The following is a 16,549-nucleotide window of genomic DNA, read 5'->3' on the forward strand; positions in this document are numbered from 1 at the left end:
GTCACGCCCCCATCACGACCTGGCTGTCCTGGATCTCATCCCGGATGGCGATCAGCGCCTTCGCCAGTTTCGGCACGTCGCCCTTGGCCAGCCGCTCGGAAATGCCGATGGCGACCAGCGAGCGGATCATCTTGCCGCGCGCGTCGAAGACCGGCACGGCGATGACGGTGACGCCGGAGATATAGCTGCCCTCGTCGACGGCAAAGCCGCGCGTGCGGGCCTCCTCGACCTCCGCCAGCCAGTCCTCGAAGCTGGGCGGGTGATCCCAGACCAGCCGCGCGAACCTTTCCTGCAGGCGGTCGCGGTCCAGCTCGGCGAAGGCTGCGAAGAGGCGCCCGGTGGCGCTGATCAGGGTGGGGAAGCGGCTGCCCATGTCTACCTGCAAGCGGAAGGGCATGTTGGAATGCGACAGGGCCACCACAACCATCTGGTTCGGTTCGGCCAGCTGCGTGGCGATGCCGGTCACGCCGAAATCCTCCGACAGCTGCGACAGGCGCGGCTGCACCAGCGTCGAGAAGGAGTTCTTCTGAAGCGCCGCCCGGGCCAGCGGCAGGATACCGATTCCCATCGAGTAGCGCTTGGTCTGCGAATCGAATTCCACCAGCCCCTCGTCCTGCAACACCCGCAGGATGTGCAGGCAGGTGGAGGGGATCAGATCCAGCTCGCGCGCCATGGGATTCACCCCCACGGGTTCTGGCGAACGGGCCAGAAACCTCAATATTGCAACGGCCCGCGTCACCGCCGGCACCTGCCGCTTGGTGGTCGTCTTTGCCTCGTCCGTGGTCACGCCAGCCTCCTGATTTCCCTGCATTTCATTGCCTATATACAATGATATAATCATATTGACAATAATTCGCCTCGATCCCTAGGCTTGTCAACGAGCCGCCTGATGAAAGTCGGGTCCGGTTCACCGGCACGAGAGGGAGGGGGTTGCGGATGACGCGGCTGACGGAATTCACGTCCTACGAGGACGCGCAAAAGCACTACGCCAAGGACAAGCTGTGGGAGCTGTTCGACGGCAGCCGCGAGCGGTTCAACATCGCGCATGAGTGCATCGACCGTCATGTCGAAGGCGACGCCGTGGCCCTGCGCATCGCCCATGCCGATGGTCGGGACGAGGTCATCAGCTTTGCCGAGATCGCCCGCCGGTCCTCGCAGATCGCGCATTTCCTGACAGAGCAGGGGATCGGCAAGGGCGACCGCGTGGCGGTGATGATCGAGCCCTCGCTGCCCTTCTACTGCGCGCTCTTCGGTGCGATGAAGGCGGGCGCGGTGGCGGTGCCGATGTTCACCCTGTTTGGCCCCGACGGCATCCGCCTGCGGGTGGGGGACTGCAATCCGCGGGTCTTCTTCACCAATGCCGAAAAGGCCCCCGAGGCGCGCGAGGGCGGGGCCGAGAACGTCATCGCCTGCGACCGCAAGTTTCTGGAAAGCCTGGATCATCTGCCCGCGACCTATGATTGGGACACGGCGGGCGACGATCTGGCGGTGCTGCAGTACACCTCCGGCACCACGCGCGCCCTGCCGGCGGCGGTGCGTCACAGCCACCGGTCCATCGTCACGCTGATGGTGGCCGCGCTTTACGCCACGGGCATCCGGCCCGGCGATCGCTTCTTCTGCCCGTCCTCGCCTGCCTGGGGTCATGGCCTCTGGCACGGCACCTTGGCGCCGCTGGCCATGGGCGTGTCGACCGGCACCTTCTCGGGCAAGTTCGACGCGGTGCGCCTGTTGAAGGCCCTGCAGGATTTCAAGATCACCAACCTGACGGCGGCGGCGACGCATTACCGGATGATGCGCAATTCGGGCGAGGCGGAAACCTTCACCTATTGCTTCGACAAGCTGTCCTTCACCGGCGAGCCCATCGACAGCGAGACGGCGGCCTATGTGGAACGGATCTTCGGCACCAAGGTCCGGTCGATGTACGGCACCACCGAGATCGGCGTGATCATCGCCAACTACCCCGGCGCCGATGATCTGGAGGTGCGCGACGGCGCCATGGGCAAGGCCGTGCCGGGCGTCGAGGTCGAGGTGCAACGCGAGGACGGCAGCCGCTGCGATCCCGGCGAGACCGGAGAGCTGATGGTCAAGAAGGGGGGCAAGTGGTTCCCCACCAAGGACCTGGGCCGGGTCGACGCCGACGGCTATTTCTACCACGGCGGCCGCGCCGATGACGTGATCATCTCCGCCGGCTGGACCATCGGCGCGGTCGAGGTCGAGGACGCGATCCTCAGCCACCCCGCCGTGGCCGAATGCGGCGTCATCGGCAGCCCCGATGCCCTGCGCGGCCAGGTGGTGAAGGCCTTCATCATCCTGAAGGACGGGCAGGAGGGCAGCGACGCCATGACCCGCGCCATCCAGCAGCACGTCCAGGCGCGTCTCGCCCGCCACGAATATCCCCGCCAGATCGCCTTTGTCACCGAGCTGCCGAAAACCCCGGCCGGCAAGGTGAACCGGAAGATCCTGCGCGACCGCAATGCAGAAACACTGGCCGCCGCCGACTGAGCGACGCCACATCTTTGGAGGAGAGAAAAATGAACGACATGACACGGAAGTTTCCGAAGATCACGGAGGAGGGCCTCGACGATCTTCGCAAGCGCATCGGTGTGAAGATCGAACGCACGGTCGAGCCCTGGTGCTATGAGGCGACCCGCGACAACATTCGCCACTACGCCCACGGCATCGGCGACGACAATCCGCTGTGGTGTGATCCCGAATACGCCAAGACGACGAAATACGGCGACGTCATCGCGCTGCCCAGTTTCCTTTTTGCCACCAGCCGCATCATCTCGGGCTACGTCGGTGGTCTGCCGGGCGTGCATGCCATGTGGTCGGGGGCCAACTGGACCTGGCACAAGCCCATCATGCGCAACACCGAGTTCCGCACAGAGGCCTATCTGAAAGACCTGGTCGAGCATCAGACCCGCTTTGCCGGGAAGGCCGTGCAGCAGATCTATCACGTCGATTTCTTCGACGCGAAGACCGGCGACATGCTGGCCGAGGCCGACAGCTGGTGCTTCCGCACCGACCGCGACGCGGCGCGCGAGAACGGCACCAAGTACACCGAGGCCAAGGAGAAGGGCCGCCGCGTCTGGACCGAGGAAGAACTGCAGGAATACTACAAGTACTACGAGCAGGAAGAGATCCGCGGCGCCGAAACCCGCTACTGGGACGATGTGGTCGAGGGGGATGAACTGCCCACGATGGTCAAGGGCCCGATGACCGCGACTGGCTTCATCGCCTATGCGCAAGGGTGGGGCGGTCTTTACATCCGCGCCAACAAGCTGGCCTGGCAGCTGCAGCAGAAACACCCCTCGGCGGGGATCAAGAACCGCTTCGGCATCCCCGATTGCCCCGAGCGGGTGCACTGGGAGGAGGAGTTTGCCCTCGAAGTGGGCGCGCCCGGCGCCTATGACTATGGGCCGGAGCGGACCTCCTGGCTGACGCATCAGGTGACCAACTGGATGGGCGATGACGGCTTCCTGCGCCAGGCGAAATGCCAGGTGCGCCGGCACAACCCGGAAGGGGACATCATCCTGATCCACGGTACGGTGGTGCGCAAGTTCGAGGAGGATGGCCGCTACCTGCTGGAGATCCGCCAGCAGGCGGAACAGCAGGACGGAGAGCTGTCCGCCGCCGGCTCGGCCATCGTCGAGCTTCCGAAACGCTAGGGGGGCCGGCCCTTCGGGGCCGCCGTCCGCGTCAACCAACTGGGAGGTAAGGTTGAACGTCTTCGGTATCATCTTGTCTAAACTGGAGGACATCCTGCATCTTGCCGGGTGCCTCTGCCTGATCGTCGTCGTCGCCCTGATCAACGCGGACATCCTGCTGCGTGTGGTGTTCAACCACCCGGTGCAGTTCCAGTTCGAGTTCACCGAGCTCTACCTGATGCCCGCGCTGGCCTGTCTGTCCCTGTCGCGGGTCTTCCGCGACGGCGGACACCTGGCGCTCGACTTCGTTCCCGATCACCTGCCCGGATGGTTCGGCAAGGTCGTGGCGCATCTGCGCCTGCTCTTGCCGGCGGCCTTCTTCGCCGCCGTCACCTACATGTCCGGGGCGTTCGCGCTTCATGCCTTCGCGCAGGGAGACGTGGAGTTCGGGGTGGTCGATTGGCCGCTCGGGTGGGCCTACATCGTCGTGCCTCTGGGCTGCGGCGTGCTGGTCCTGCGGCTGCTCTATGACGCCATGGGAGGACAGGCGTCGACGGAGTGAACCCGGCAACATTTCTTTGGGAGGAGAAGACAATGACCATGATGACAAAGGCACTGGCCGCCCTGGGCGGCGTGATGACCCTGGCCGCCAACCCGGCGCTGGCGGAAACGCTGAGCCTGGGCGATTTCCAGTCGACCAGCCATATCGTGTCGGTGGAGGGCACGACGAAATGGATGGCCGCCGTCGAGGAGGCGACGGGGGGCGAGGTGACCTTCGATCACTTCCCCTCGCAGCAGGCGGCGAAGTCGAAGGCGCAGCTGGATGCGGTGAACTCCGGCATCCTGGATGCGGCCCTGCTGGGGGCGCTTTACCATTCCGAAACGCTGCCGCTGAACTCCGTCGTGGGCCTGCCGGGCTACTACGGCACGGCCGTGGAAGGCACCCGCGCGGTGCAGGCCCTGCTGAAGGAGGGCCCGCTGCGCGACGAGCTGCTGGCCGCGGGCGTCACGCCGATCTTCGGCTTCGTCCTGCCGCCCTACCAGGTGCTGGCCAAGACCCGTCTGGGCATGCCTGCCGACTGGGACGCGCTGGACATCCGCACCTCGGGCGCCACGCAGGCGATGACCGCGCGCAGCCTCGGCGGTGTCGGCATCTCGATCCCCGGGCCGGAGGTCTACACGGCCGTCGAACGTGGCCGGCTCGACGCGGTGCTGTTCCCGCTGGCCTCGGTGCCGGGCTACAAGCTGAACGAGGTGGTCAGCCATATCTCCACCAACGGGTCGTTCGGCGGCTACAGCTTCGTCATGGTGGTGCGCAGCGACCTTTTCGACGGCCTGTCGCCCGAGGTGCAGGAGGCGATGATCACCGCCGGTGACGAGATTGCGGTCCACGTGGCCCAGGCCCAGGACGACAGCGTGGATGATCTGATCCAGCAATGGACCGACGAGGGCATCGACACCTACAGCTTTACCGAAGAGGAACTGGCGACCCTGCGCGACGGCATGGCGCCGGTGACCGAGGACTGGGTGAGCCGCATGGGCGGCGAGGCCGCGCAAGAGGTCCTCGACCTCTACCAGGCCGCGATGAGCGAGTAATCGCGCCCGCCTTCACCCTTTCGACGGAGCATGGCGGCCGGACCTGCGGGCCCGGCTGCCTCACTCAAGGGCTTGCCTTCGCACCATGCTGACTTTCTTCGCCATTCTCCTGCTGCTGGCCGTGCTGATGGCCTTTCGCGTGCCGATCGCCTTTGCCATGGGCATCACCGGCTTCCTCGGGCTGTCCCTGCAACTGGGGCTGAAACCCGCGCTGGCCGTGCTGGAACGCAGCTTCTTCGACAGTTCCGCCAGTTTCATCCTGGTGGCGATCCCGCTGTTCATCCTGATGGCCGAATTGCTGACCTTCGGTGACGTGACCCGCCGGGCGATCCTGGCCTGCCAGGGCTGGCTGGGCCACGTGAAGGGCGGGCTGGCCATGGCCACCGTGGGCGCCTCGGTGATCCTAGCGGCGCTGGTCGGCAGCTCGACCGCCTCGACCGCCGCCATGGCCTCCTCGGCCTACCCGGAGATGCGGTCGCACAACTATTCCCGCCGTCTGGCCGCTGCCGTGGTCTCGGTCGGTGGGACGCTGGCCGTGGTGGTGCCGCCCTCCATCGTGCTTGTGGTCTACGGCGTGCTGACCGAGACCTCGATCGGCAAGCTGTTCATCGCGGGGATCGTGCCGGGCCTGCTGACGGCGACGGGCCTGGCCATCGTGATCAAGCTGATCGCCCATACCACCGACCAGGCCCCGGCGGGGGAGCCCTTCGAGCTGAAGCGCGCGGTCAAGGCCAGCCGCCACGTGCTGCCGATGATCGTGCTGATGGTGCTGGTGATCGGCTCGATCTACGGCGGCATCGCCTCGCCCTCGGAGGCGGCGGCGCTTGGCGTCATGGGCTCGTTGATCATCGTGCTGCTGCAACGCACGATCAGCTTCGCCACATTCAACCGCTCGGTGTCCGGCGCGATCCGGGCCACGGTGATGATCGTGGCCATCGTGGCCTGTTCGGCGATCTTTTCGAACTACCTGGCCTTCACCCGGATCACCCACGCCCTGCTGGAGTTCGTGGCGGAGACGGAGATGTCGCGCACCACGATCATGGCGATCATCATCCTGGCGTTGCTGGTGATGGGGATGTTCATGGACCAGCTGGCGATCCTGTCGCTGGCCATGCCGCTGGCCTTCCCGACCGCCATGGCGCTGGATTTCGATCCCGTCTGGTTCGGCATCGTGGTCACCAAGACGGTGGAGATCGGGTTGCTGACGCCGCCCCTCGGGCTGAACGCCTATGTGGCGGCGGGGCAGACCGGGGTGCCGCTGAAGACGATCTTCCGCGGCATCCTGCCCTTCGTCGCGATGGAGATCCTGGTGCTTCTGCTTCTGCTGCTGGTGCCGCAGATCACGCTTTGGCTGCCGGGGCTGATGCTGCGCTGATCAGCAGGCGGTCGGGGCAGGGGCATCGCGCTCCTGCCTCGGTCAGTGCAGCCGTCCGGCGGCCGGGCGCCGTGGCGCCGCCTTGTCGGACAGCGCCGGCGGCGGGGCCGCAGGCAGCCCGTCGCGCCGGTCGGTCGGTCGGTCCTCCGAGGGCGTCGCGGGCAGGCTCAATCGCACGATCAACCCGCGCCCCGGCGCATCCAGCAGCTCCACCCGGCCACCGCGGCGGTCGGCGATCTTGGCGATGAAGGCCAGCCCCAGGCCTGTGCCGCCACCCTTTTCCTGGCTCTTGCCCGTGCGCAGCGGCAGCAGCACCTTGGGTTTCATGGCGTCCGGGATGCCGGGGCCGTCGTCCTGCAACTCGATCCGGAACAGGCTGTCATCGCGGGTGACACGGATCACCAGGGTGCCGGTCCGCCGGTCATGGTGACGGATCGCATTCTGCAGCATGTTGCGCAGGGCGATCTCGAACTCGACCATGACGCAGTGGATCACGGCCAGGTCGATCTCCTGCCGCAGGGTGAACCCCTCGGGCAGGGTGCAGGTGCGCAGCACCCGGTCGATCACCTCGCCGGGGGCGAAGCTTTCGGGCAGGCTGCGTTCGCGGCCCAGGAGCGAATATTTCAGCAGCCCGTCGACCAGATCCTCCAGCCGCTCGGCCTGGTTGGTGATCTCGTGCAGGTGATCGCAAAGCTCGGGGCCCAGATCCGGGGCGTCGTCCTCGATGAAGGTGGGCAGGATGCGCAGGGCCCGCAGAGGCGTTTTCAGGTCATGGGCGGCGGCGCGGGCAAAACTTTCGAGGTCGGCGTTCGAGCGCTGCAGCTCGGTGTTGGTGTCCTCCAGCTCGGCGCGCGCTTTCTGTTCCATCTCCAGCGCGGTTTCCAGGTCACGGGTCATGCCGTTGAAGGCCTGGCCCAGGATCGCCAGTTCGTCGTCGCCCTGCGTGGCAACCGTGATGCCGCGGTCACCCGCACTGATGCTGCGCGCAGCCCGGGTGATGTGATCGAGGCGGCGGGCGACCCGGTTCAGCACCGCCCAGATCAGGGCGCAGGCCAGGGCGGCGATCAGCCCGGCGGTGCCGGCCAGGGTCAGGAAATCCCGGCGCACCAGGGTTGCCAGCAGGTTTTCGGGGACACTGGCCATGACCAGCCAGCGTTGCCGGGTGGCGTCCCCGAGCGACACCCACTGATAGGCCGCCAGGGCAGGCGCCGCCCAGGGCGCACCGCTCGGTTCCAGCCGCAGAAAGCCGGGGGCGGCCGACAGGGTGGCGGGCACCAGGTCGAACTCGGCCCGGGCGCCGGTCCCGGTGCCCCGTTCTAGGCCGAAGGTCTGGGCGGGGTCGGGGTGCAGCAGGTAAGTGCCATCGGGCCGCATGATCCGCAGCTCCGTCTCGCCGACGTGCGCCGCCGGCAGGATCTTCGACCCGTCGAGGTTCAGAACCAGCAGGCCGACGCGCTGTCCCCGACCGTCGAAGACCGACATCATCAGGCGCAGGGTGGGGGTCAGGGGATACTGGATCTCGCCAAACTCGCGGTTGGGCTCCAGCGCCGACAGTCCGACCTCGCCTGGGGCAAGCGTCAGCGCCTGTTCCACGTAGGCGCGGCCCGACTTGTCCTGAAGATCGGCCTCGGGGATGACCCGGGCCTGTCCCGCCACCCGGTCGACGCGCAGCCTTTCCTGGCCGCCGGTGTCTAGGAACCGCACCTGGAGGATCTGCGGGTGATTGGCGGCCAGGACCGCAAAGCGGTCCGTCAGATCCTCCGCCGCCCCCTCTTCCAGGAAGCGGTGCATTGCCGGCCCGCCCGCCAGGCGTCGGAGCAGGTGCTGCGAGGCGTCGATCCGGGTGCGGATGGCGCTGACCTTGGCTGTGACCTCGGCCGCCAGCGATTCTTCCAGATGCTGCCGCAGCAGGTCGCGATGGTTGGCTCCGATGATCCCCACCAGAAACAGCGTGACAACGATCAGGGCGCCGATCGTGATGAGCTGGGCACGGGTGGCGAGCCGCATGGGTCAGACCTGCGCCGGTTGCGACGGATGCGGCAGGTCGACCTGGGCGAGGTAGTCGTTCAGCAATTTCAGCTTCGGCCGGAAGTCGCTGAAATCCGAGGTTTTGGTCATGTAGCCCGCCACGTTCAGCTCATAGGCGCGCTGCACATCGGCGGAGGCGGCGGAGGTGGTCATCACGAAGACCAGGTGGTCGCGCAGCGTCTCGTCCTTGCGCATCGCCTCCAGCAGTTCGAACCCCGTCATGTTGGGCATGTTCAGGTCCAGCACGATCAGCGCCGGGCGCGGCCCCGGGTCCTGGCCCCGTTGCAGGCGGCGAAGCCGCTCCAGCGCCTCCAGCCCGTCGGAGGCGACCTCGATCCGGGCGTTCAGGGCCACCGACTGCGCGGCGCGCTCGAAGATCTTCACGTCGATCCGGCTGTCCTCGACCAGAAGGACGCTTGGTGTCTCATGCCCCTCCGTCATCGCTGTCCTCCGATCCATGGTGCTTCCCGAGGAAAGGGAAAAAGGCTGAAAGCTTCGTTACGGCGGGGCGGTGGCGAAGTTCGCATTCGACGCAATTTGCGGGACGGGCAGGGCAGAGGCGCAGGGCGGGCTGTGCGGTGACGTCGCGCCGCTGTGCTTTGCCTTTGTCTCTTCGTTGCTATCTGTTGGGGGCGACCTGTCCGGGCGATCCGTCGCGACACGGCGGCGGGCCCCGGGGTGAAGTGAAGGAGAACCTCATGCAGAAGCTCAACCTCTACATTGGCGGCGATCACGTTCCGGCGGACGGCGACAGGGTGTTCACCCGCGCGAACCCTGTGACCGGCGACGTGGTGACAGAGGCCGCCGCCGCCGGATCGGCGGATGTGGCGAAGGCGGTCGAGGCGGCCGCGGCGGCCTTCGACGGCTGGTCCGCCACCGGCCCGGGCGAACGGCGCAAGATGCTGCTGGCCGCCGCCGAGAACCTGAAGGCGCGGGGCGATGACATCGTCGCCGCCATGAAGGAAGAGATCGGCGCGACCGAGGCTTGGGCGCGGTTCAACGTCATGCTGGCCTCCGACATGCTGGTCGAGGCCGCCGCGCTGACCACCCAGATCAAGGGGGAGATCATCCCCTCGAACCGCCCCGGTTCCACCGCCATGGCGATCCGTCAGCCGGCGGGCGTCGTGCTGGCCATGGCGCCCTGGAACGCGCCGGTGATCCTGGGCGTGCGGTCGATCGCAACCCCGCTGGCCTGCGGCAATACCGTGGTCATGAAGACCTCCGAACTGTGCCCGCGCGTCCATGCCCTGATCATCGAGGCGGTGGCCGAGGCCGGCTTCCCGGCGGGCGTGCTGAACGCGATCTCCAACGATCCCGAGGACGCGCCGCAGGTGGTGAAGGAGCTGATCGAACATCCGGCGATCCGGCGTGTGAACTTCACCGGCTCCACCCGGGTCGGGCGGATCATCAGCGAAATCGCCGGGCGCAACCTGAAGCCCGCGCTGCTGGAACTGGGCGGCAAGGCCCCGATGATCGTGATGGAGGACGCCGATATCGACGCCACCGTCGCCGCCGCGGGCTTCGGGGCCTTCATGAACCAGGGGCAGATCTGCATGTCCACCGAGCGGATCATCGTGGTGGGCGAGGCCGGCGACCGCTTCGTCGAGGCCTTCACCGCCAAGGTCGAAAGCCTGGTCGCCGGGGATCCGCGCGACGGTGACGCTCCGCTGGGCTCGGTGGTGAACGGCGCCGCCGCCGGTCATGTCGAGGAGCTGATCGCCGATGCCACCGGGAAGGGTGCGACCCTGATCGCCGGTGGCGGCGAGGGCACCATCCTGAACGCCGCGGCGCTGGATAACGTGACCTCCGACATGCGGATCTACAGCGAGGAAAGCTTCGGCCCCGTCGTGGCGATCATCCGCGCCGACACGGTGGACGAGGCCGTGCGCATCGCCAATGAAAGTGAGTTCGGCCTGTCCTCGGCCGTCTTCAGCCGCGACACCCTGGCGGCGCTGGCGGTGGCCAAGCGGATCGAAAGCGGCATCTGCCACATCAACGGCCCCACGGTGCATGACGAGGCGCAGATGCCCTTCGGCGGTGTGAAGGGCTCGGGCTATGGCCGCTTCGGCGGCAACTGGGGCATCGCCGAGTTCACCGACCTGCGCTGGATCACCATGCAGGACGGCGACATCCACTATCCGATCTGACACAGGTCCGATCTGCGGGCGGCAGATCCCGGCGGGATCTGCTGCGAAAGGGGGAGGCGGCCATCTTCGCATGGCCGCCTTTCTGCTGTCCGGGCCGGTCGGACGGTTTTTCCGTCAAAAAGAACACTCGCCCGTGTCCGCGCCGTCAGGGCGGGCTTCGTTCCATGGCGCGTGCGCCGTGAAACCCTTGTTCCGACAACGACCGTCCGGGCAAAACGTTCGTCTTGGGGGCGATGTGGTGGCCTCGGGTGAAGCCCTTGAAGTTCCCGCCAAATGCGCGACATGAAGCGGTAAATTCCCTTTTGACGGAGCTTCCCCATGCCTCGTGCCCTTCTTGCATCCACCGCTCTCATCGCCCTGACCTCGCCGGCCTTCGCCGCCGATCTCGGCCCGCTCGTCACGCCGGCCGAGCTGGACGGGGCCGAGGTCACCGTCCTGGACATCCGCGGCGACGCCTATGATCAGGGCCACATCGACGGCGCGCTGGACGCGCCCTATGGCCTGTTCCGCGGCCCGGCGGACAACCCCGGCCAGCTGGTCCCCGTCGAAGAGCTGGAAGCAACCTATGAATCCCTCGGCCTCAGCCCGGATGAGCCGGTTGTCATCGTCTCCCAGGGCGCCAACGACAGCGATTTCGGCGCTGCCGCCCGGGTCTACTGGACGCTGAAAAGCAGCGGTTTCACCGATCTGTCGATCCTCAACGGTGGCGCCCAGGCCTGGGTCAATGCCGGCCTGCCGGTGACCCAGGACGTGCCCGAGATCGAGCCGACCGAGTTGGACATCGCCTGGGACGACACCTGGACCGCCGACACGGCGGAGGTGAACGAGGTGATCGCAGGCGACCGCAGCGCGGCCCTGATCGACGCCCGTCCGCAGGCCTTCTACGAGGGCCAGCAATCCCATGGCGCCGCCGCGCGTCCCGGCACGCTGCCCGGTGCGCAGAACCTGGAATACACCCGGTTCTTCCAGCCCGGCGCCACGGCGATCAGCCAGCCGTCCAACGTCGACGCCCTACTGGAGGAATTCGACGTGACCCCCGGTGAGGAGGTCGTTTCCTTCTGCAACACCGGCCACTGGGCCGCGACCAACTGGTTCGCCCTGAGCGAGCTGGGTGGCGTGCCGAACGTGACGCTCTACCCCGGTTCGATGGTGGAATATGCCTCCACCGACGGTGACATGCTGAACGAGCCGGGCCTGATCCAGAACCTGCTGGGGCAGTTCAAATGAGCGACGCGGCCGTTCTGCCTTCGGGCGGCGGCGTGACGGCGCGGCGCGGCGGGCTTCTGCTTGCCGCGCTTGTTGCCGTTGTCGCCGTGATGTTTCTGGCCGGCGCCCGTTACGGGCTGCTGCTGGCCGTGGGCCTTGGCTTTGGCATCGTGCTGGAGGGGCTGCGCTTCGGCTTTGCCGGGCCGTGGCGCCGGATGATCCTGTTCCGGGAACCCGCGGGCGTGCTGGCACAGCTTTTGTCCATCGCCCTGGTCACCGTCATCGCCATCCCGCTGATCGCCGCCCGCCCGGGCGAGATCACCGGGGCCCAGGCGCCGATCGGCTTCGCCATGATCGGCGGCGCCTTCGTCTTCGGCGCCTGCATGCAGATCGTGCTGGGCTGCGGGTCGGGCACGCTGGTCAACGCCGGCAGCGGCAACCCGGTCAGCCTGCTGGCATTGCCTTTCTTCGCCGTCGGCTCCTTCGCCGGGGCCTATCACCTGATCTGGTGGACCAACCTTGGCGCGCTGCCGATCCTGTCCTTCCAGGGCCTCAGCGGCACGGTGATGACACTGGTGCTGCTGGCGCTGGCGGCGGCACTGTTCTTCTTCCTCGGCAAGAAGGGCAGCCGGGCCCTGCCGCGCCGCTACGTGATCGCCGCCGTGCTGCTGGCCGTGCTGGCGCTTGCGAACCTCGCGATCGCGGGCCAGCCCTGGGGCGTGGTCTACGGCCTGGGCCTCTGGGCCGCGAAGGGGTTCACCGCGCTTGGCGGCGACCTGTCCGGTTCGGCCTTCTTCAGCGCGCCCGGCTCCATGGATCGGCTGCAGTCCTCGATCCTGACCGACTATACCTCGCTGACCGACATCGGCATCATCGCCGGGGCCTTCCTGGTGGCGGCTTGGCGGCGCGGGGCGCTGTCCTCGCCGCTGCCGTCCTACCCGGCGCGGGCCTGGGTGGCGACCGTTGTGGCGGGTCTCCTGCTGGGCTACTCCTCGCGGCTGGCCTTCGGCTGCAACGTGGGGGCCTTCTTCTCCGGCATCGCCACGGGCAGCTTCCACGGCTGGGCCTGGTTCATCGCGGCCTTCGGGGGCGCCTTCGTGGGCATCAAGATCCGGCCCCTGGTCGGACTGGAGGCGAAATGAGAACCCGTGCCTTTACCGCGACCCTGTCGCTGGTCTTCGTCGCGGCGCTGCTGGTCTTCGACCAGGCGACCTCGGACCTGAACCCCTACCAGGCGCCGCCGGCCTTCGGCCTCGGCTCCGGCGAAGCGGCCTCGGGCGGCTTCTGCGGCGCCCTGCCTGGCTGACACGGCTCACACGGGCCTGCTGTCGGCGCAGCACGAAAGCGCGCGCTTCAGCAGGCCCTCGAATGGCCCCGACCCAGCTGTCCGATACTTTGCTCTCTTCGGGGCTCCACCGTATCGGGCCGGTTGGCCGTGCGCTCTTGGGCGGGAGTCCGGGGTACGGATAGGGGCTGCGAGCGATCATCTGCTGCGGAGGGCGCGAACGATAGCTTCGGGCTGATCGCGGCAGGTCCGCCCGCGCCGCATGTCGCTGTTGCGACGTCTGCTGCCTGCGCCTCATTGCCGTGAGGCAAGGTGCATCGAACGACAACTCGTCCCACTTCCTGTCGAAGGCAGCCCTTCATGCTGCACTTGGGGACGTGCCTCGTAAGGGGCTGGGCCTCACCATGCCCTCGGAGCTGTCAGATCGGGGCCTTCGGTTACCTTTACTCTTTGCTCGAAGGTGCGAATTCGAGGGGCCGAGGGGCCCGCGACATCCTGCTTGCTGGGCTGCCGCTGCCGTAGTTACCTGTCGGGGAAGGGGAGCTCCTGTGTTCGGATTGATCTTCATTCTAACCCTATCCCTCTCAGCTCTCCTGGCTGGCTTGTTCGTGCCTGGGCTTTCGGACCTTGTGCTTCTGGCGGGACCTGGCGTGATCGGCAGCTTGCTTCTTCTGCTCTGGCGTGTCCGGGGAACTGGCCTTTCGCGGCGTGTGAATACGCCGTGGATCCTGCTGGATGGCTCCAACATCATGCACTGGAAGGGACACGGTCCGGACATCGCTGCGGTTAGAGATGTCACGCAATACCTGAGCAATGAGGGCTACGCGCCTTGCGTGGTTTTCGATGCAAATGTTGGATACAAACTGGTCAATCGGTATCAGAGCGACGTCGAGCTTGCGAAGCTCTTGGGGCTTCGAGTTGGCAGGGTAATGGTTGTCGCCAAAGGTACAGCTGCAGACGAGATCATTCTCGCTGCGGCCCGCGATTATGATGCGCGCGTGGTCACCAATGATCGCTTTCGAGACTGGGTTGAACAGTACCCGGAGCTCGCCCGCGGCAACCGTCTGGTGCGCGGGGGGTATCGCTCCGGGAAGCTTTGGTTGGCGCGGCCTCTAACCGACCAGCAGTAGAATGACCGGCGCCCCAATGATCTTACGCCTCACAGCCTGTTCGGCTGGTGAGCGTGGAAAGTGGATAGCGGACCGACATTCGATCACTGAAAGCTGAGCATATGGATGGAACGCCAGACCTGGGTTCGGACTGGCCAAGTTGCGGGACACTCCGCCGCTAACCTATTGAAACCAATAGGTCGCAAAACAGGCGGTGCGGGCCACCTACCCATTGATATCAAAAGATAAAGGGGAAGTGGTGGGCGACCCTGGAATCGAACCAGGCATGGGTCTCCCCGGCGGAGTTACAGTCCGCTGCCGCACCTTGCAGCTCGTCGCCCGAATTGGTCTGGAGCGAAGCGCCCCGCCAACCGTGAGCGGGTGTTTACGGGTGCAGGCCGGGGGCGTCAACAGGAAAATCCGGGCCTTTTTCACCCCCGTTCCGCTTGCGTGGAAAACAGGGGCAGCGTAGGACGCCGGGACCCTGTAGAAGGGAAAATACCCGGCCTCGCCAGGGCGGTGAGCGGGTGTTTGCAAAGCAGGAAACAAGGCAGGGGCTGACGCAAGGGCGCAGGGCCGGCCCGGCCGGGAGAGGCGCGATGAAGAAACCGCAGTGGGTGATCGACAAGGAAAAGACCAAGCGCGCGGCCGCGGCCGAGACGCTCTGGCTGTTCGGCCTGCATGCGGTGCGCGACGCGCTGATGAACCCGGCGCGCGAAAAGGTCCGGCTGGTGGTCACCAAGAACGCGCTGGACAAGCTGGCCGATGCCGTGGCCGAGGCCGGGATCGAGCCGGAGATGAGCGACCCGCGCAAGTTCGCCGCCCCCATCGACCCGCAGTCGGTGCACCAGGGCGCGGCGCTGGAGGTGAAGGCGCTGGACTGGGGCAGCCTGGAAGACGTGGCGCTGTCGAACCGCGGTGCCGGGGCGCCGCGGCTGGTGCTGCTGGACCGGGTGACCGATCCGCACAACGTCGGCGCCATCCTGCGCTCGGCCGAGGTCTTCGGTGCCCTGGCCGTTGTCGCCCCGCGCCACCATGCGGCGCCGGAAACCGGCGCGCTGGCGAAAACCGCCTCGGGGGCGCTGGAACGCCAGCCCTACCTGCGCATCCGCAACCTGGCTGATTCCATCCTGGAGCTGCAGAAGATGGGCTACCTGGTCCTGGGCCTCGACGGTGAGGCCGAACAGACCGTCGAAGAGGCCCTGGAGGGGCGCCGCGACCGCCCGGTGGCGCTGGTTCTGGGCGCCGAGGGGCCGGGCCTGCGCCCGCGCACGCGCGAGGTCTGCGACGGGCTGGTGAAGATCGCCTTTGCCAGCGATTTCGGCTCTCTCAACGTGTCGAACGCTGCTGCCGTGGCGCTTTACGCCGCGCGCGGCTGAGGCGCGCCGGTTACCGACCCGGGGGGACGGCCTGAAGACGCTTCGTCTTAGGGCTTTGTTCACATTCCTATTACAGCCTCTTCATGTCCGGTACGGCGACCTTACGTATCGTACAGAAACACCGGCCTGGAACGCCGATGTTTCCTTTCACTGTCCCTCGTTCCGTACTGGCGCCCAGGTCTTCCTGGGCGCTTTTTTCTTGCTGGCCCGGCGTCCCCGGGGGCGTGGCTCCATTCGCGACCCATCTGGGGGCCATTGCCTCTGCCGCATGAAGGCGCCAGTCTGGCGTGGCACGCGCGACAGGAGGATCCCGCCATGACAATCGAAGACGACGCCGGCCTGCGCCGGATCCTGACCGAACAGCGGGTGATCGCCATGGTCGGCGCCTCGCCCGATGCGACGCGCCCCAGTCACGGGGTGGGCGAGATGCTGACAGCGAAGGGCTATCGGGTTATCCCGGTCCACCCCGGCCACGCGGGAGAAACGCTGTTCGGGGAAACCGTGCGCGCCGACCTGGCGGAGGTCGGGCGCGACCTGGGCGCGGCAGTCGAGATGGTCGACATCTTCCGCCGCTCCGACGCCGTGCCCCGCGTGGTCGAGGAGGCGCTGGCGGCCCTGCCGGGGCTGAAGACAGTCTGGATGCAGATCGGGGTCATCAGCCCCGAGGGGCGCGACATGGCCGAGGCGCGGGGCGTCGAGGTGGTGATGGACCGCTGCCCGAAGATCGAGATCGCGAGGCTGGGATTGTGAGCGGCGCCGGGGCCCGCGACGCCATGA

Annotated in this window: 15 protein-coding genes and 1 tRNA gene; 12 read left to right on the forward strand and 4 right to left on the reverse strand. The window is 66.9% G+C overall.

Features of this window, described 5'->3' with window-relative positions; all coding sequences use genetic code 11:
* Position 1 precedes the first annotated feature (1 nt).
* On the reverse strand, positions 2-787 hold the full coding sequence (locus tag LC066_RS15335; protein ID WP_224900751.1) for an IclR family transcriptional regulator: 786 nt from the start codon (positions 785-787) through the stop codon (positions 2-4).
* Between the two features lie 149 nt (positions 788-936).
* Between LC066_RS15335 and LC066_RS15340 the strand changes: the two genes are divergently transcribed.
* The 5 genes from LC066_RS15340 to LC066_RS15360 all read left to right on the forward strand — a co-directional run bounded on the left by LC066_RS15340 (position 937) and on the right by LC066_RS15360 (position 6,618).
* Positions 937-2,502, forward strand: coding sequence for an acyl-CoA synthetase (locus LC066_RS15340; protein ID WP_222478401.1), 1,566 nt, complete (start codon positions 937-939; stop codon positions 2,500-2,502).
* A 29-nt stretch (positions 2,503-2,531) separates the two neighbouring features.
* On the forward strand, positions 2,532-3,668 hold the full coding sequence (locus tag LC066_RS15345) for a MaoC family dehydratase N-terminal domain-containing protein (protein ID WP_224900754.1): 1,137 nt from the start codon (positions 2,532-2,534) through the stop codon (positions 3,666-3,668).
* Positions 3,669-3,741: 73 nt separating this feature from the next.
* Positions 3,742-4,209, forward strand: coding sequence for a TRAP transporter small permease (locus LC066_RS15350; protein WP_224900757.1), 468 nt, complete (start codon positions 3,742-3,744; stop codon positions 4,207-4,209).
* A gap of 32 nt (positions 4,210-4,241) precedes the next feature.
* The gene (dctP, locus tag LC066_RS15355; protein WP_224900761.1) at positions 4,242-5,243 is read left to right on the forward strand and encodes a TRAP transporter substrate-binding protein DctP; all 1,002 of its coding nucleotides are present in this window, start codon (positions 4,242-4,244) and stop codon (positions 5,241-5,243) included.
* 85 nt (positions 5,244-5,328) lie between these two features.
* Positions 5,329-6,618 (forward strand): TRAP transporter large permease, encoded by a 1,290-nt coding sequence (locus LC066_RS15360; protein WP_222478393.1) that lies wholly within the window; start codon positions 5,329-5,331, stop codon positions 6,616-6,618.
* Between the two features lie 42 nt (positions 6,619-6,660).
* Here the strand turns inward: LC066_RS15360 and LC066_RS15365 are convergent, their stop codons facing one another.
* Both LC066_RS15365 and LC066_RS15370 read right to left on the reverse strand, forming a co-directional pair.
* Entirely contained in the window at positions 6,661-8,625 is a 1,965-nt protein-coding gene (locus tag LC066_RS15365; RefSeq protein WP_224900764.1) for a sensor histidine kinase, read from the reverse strand.
* A 3-nt stretch (positions 8,626-8,628) separates the two neighbouring features.
* The gene (locus LC066_RS15370) at positions 8,629-9,105 is read right to left on the reverse strand and encodes a response regulator (protein WP_224900767.1); all 477 of its coding nucleotides are present in this window, start codon (positions 9,103-9,105) and stop codon (positions 8,629-8,631) included.
* Between the two features lie 239 nt (positions 9,106-9,344).
* On the opposite strand from LC066_RS15370, the gene LC066_RS15375 reads away from it, so the two are divergent.
* The 5 genes from LC066_RS15375 (at position 9,345) to LC066_RS15395 (ending at position 14,414) form a co-directional block, all read left to right on the forward strand.
* Positions 9,345-10,793 carry an aldehyde dehydrogenase gene (locus LC066_RS15375; protein WP_224900770.1) on the forward strand — a complete coding sequence of 483 codons (1,449 nt, stop codon included), beginning with the start codon at positions 9,345-9,347 and terminating at the stop codon, positions 10,791-10,793.
* A 318-nt stretch (positions 10,794-11,111) separates the two neighbouring features.
* Positions 11,112-12,020 (forward strand): sulfurtransferase, encoded by a 909-nt coding sequence (locus LC066_RS15380; RefSeq protein WP_224900773.1) that lies wholly within the window; start codon positions 11,112-11,114, stop codon positions 12,018-12,020.
* Positions 12,017-13,141, forward strand: coding sequence for a YeeE/YedE family protein (locus LC066_RS15385; protein ID WP_224900775.1), 1,125 nt, complete (start codon positions 12,017-12,019; stop codon positions 13,139-13,141). Before LC066_RS15380 ends, LC066_RS15385 begins: the two co-directional genes overlap by 4 nt.
* On the forward strand, positions 13,138-13,305 hold the full coding sequence (locus tag LC066_RS15390; protein ID WP_224900778.1) for a hypothetical protein: 168 nt from the start codon (positions 13,138-13,140) through the stop codon (positions 13,303-13,305). Before LC066_RS15385 ends, LC066_RS15390 begins: the two co-directional genes overlap by 4 nt.
* A 527-nt stretch (positions 13,306-13,832) precedes the next feature.
* Positions 13,833-14,414, forward strand: coding sequence for an NYN domain-containing protein (locus LC066_RS15395; protein ID WP_224900781.1), 582 nt, complete (start codon positions 13,833-13,835; stop codon positions 14,412-14,414).
* A gap of 236 nt (positions 14,415-14,650) precedes the next feature.
* Here LC066_RS15395 and LC066_RS15400 read toward each other — a convergent pair.
* Positions 14,651-14,734, reverse strand: a tRNA-Tyr gene (locus LC066_RS15400).
* A 258-nt stretch (positions 14,735-14,992) separates the two neighbouring features.
* Here LC066_RS15400 and rlmB point away from each other — a divergent pair.
* Both rlmB and LC066_RS15410 read left to right on the forward strand, forming a co-directional pair.
* A complete protein-coding gene (gene rlmB, locus LC066_RS15405; protein WP_222474865.1) occupies positions 14,993-15,772 on the forward strand; it encodes a 23S rRNA (guanosine(2251)-2'-O)-methyltransferase RlmB in 780 nt (259 codons plus the stop codon).
* A 315-nt stretch (positions 15,773-16,087) separates the two neighbouring features.
* Positions 16,088-16,522, forward strand: coding sequence for a CoA-binding protein (locus LC066_RS15410; protein WP_224900784.1), 435 nt, complete (start codon positions 16,088-16,090; stop codon positions 16,520-16,522).
* Positions 16,523-16,549: the final 27 nt, after the last annotated feature.

This window comes from Pseudooceanicola marinus, from assembly GCF_020177265.1.
In the GTDB taxonomy this organism is placed as follows: Bacteria; Pseudomonadota; Alphaproteobacteria; order Rhodobacterales; family Rhodobacteraceae; genus Pseudooceanicola; species Pseudooceanicola marinus_A.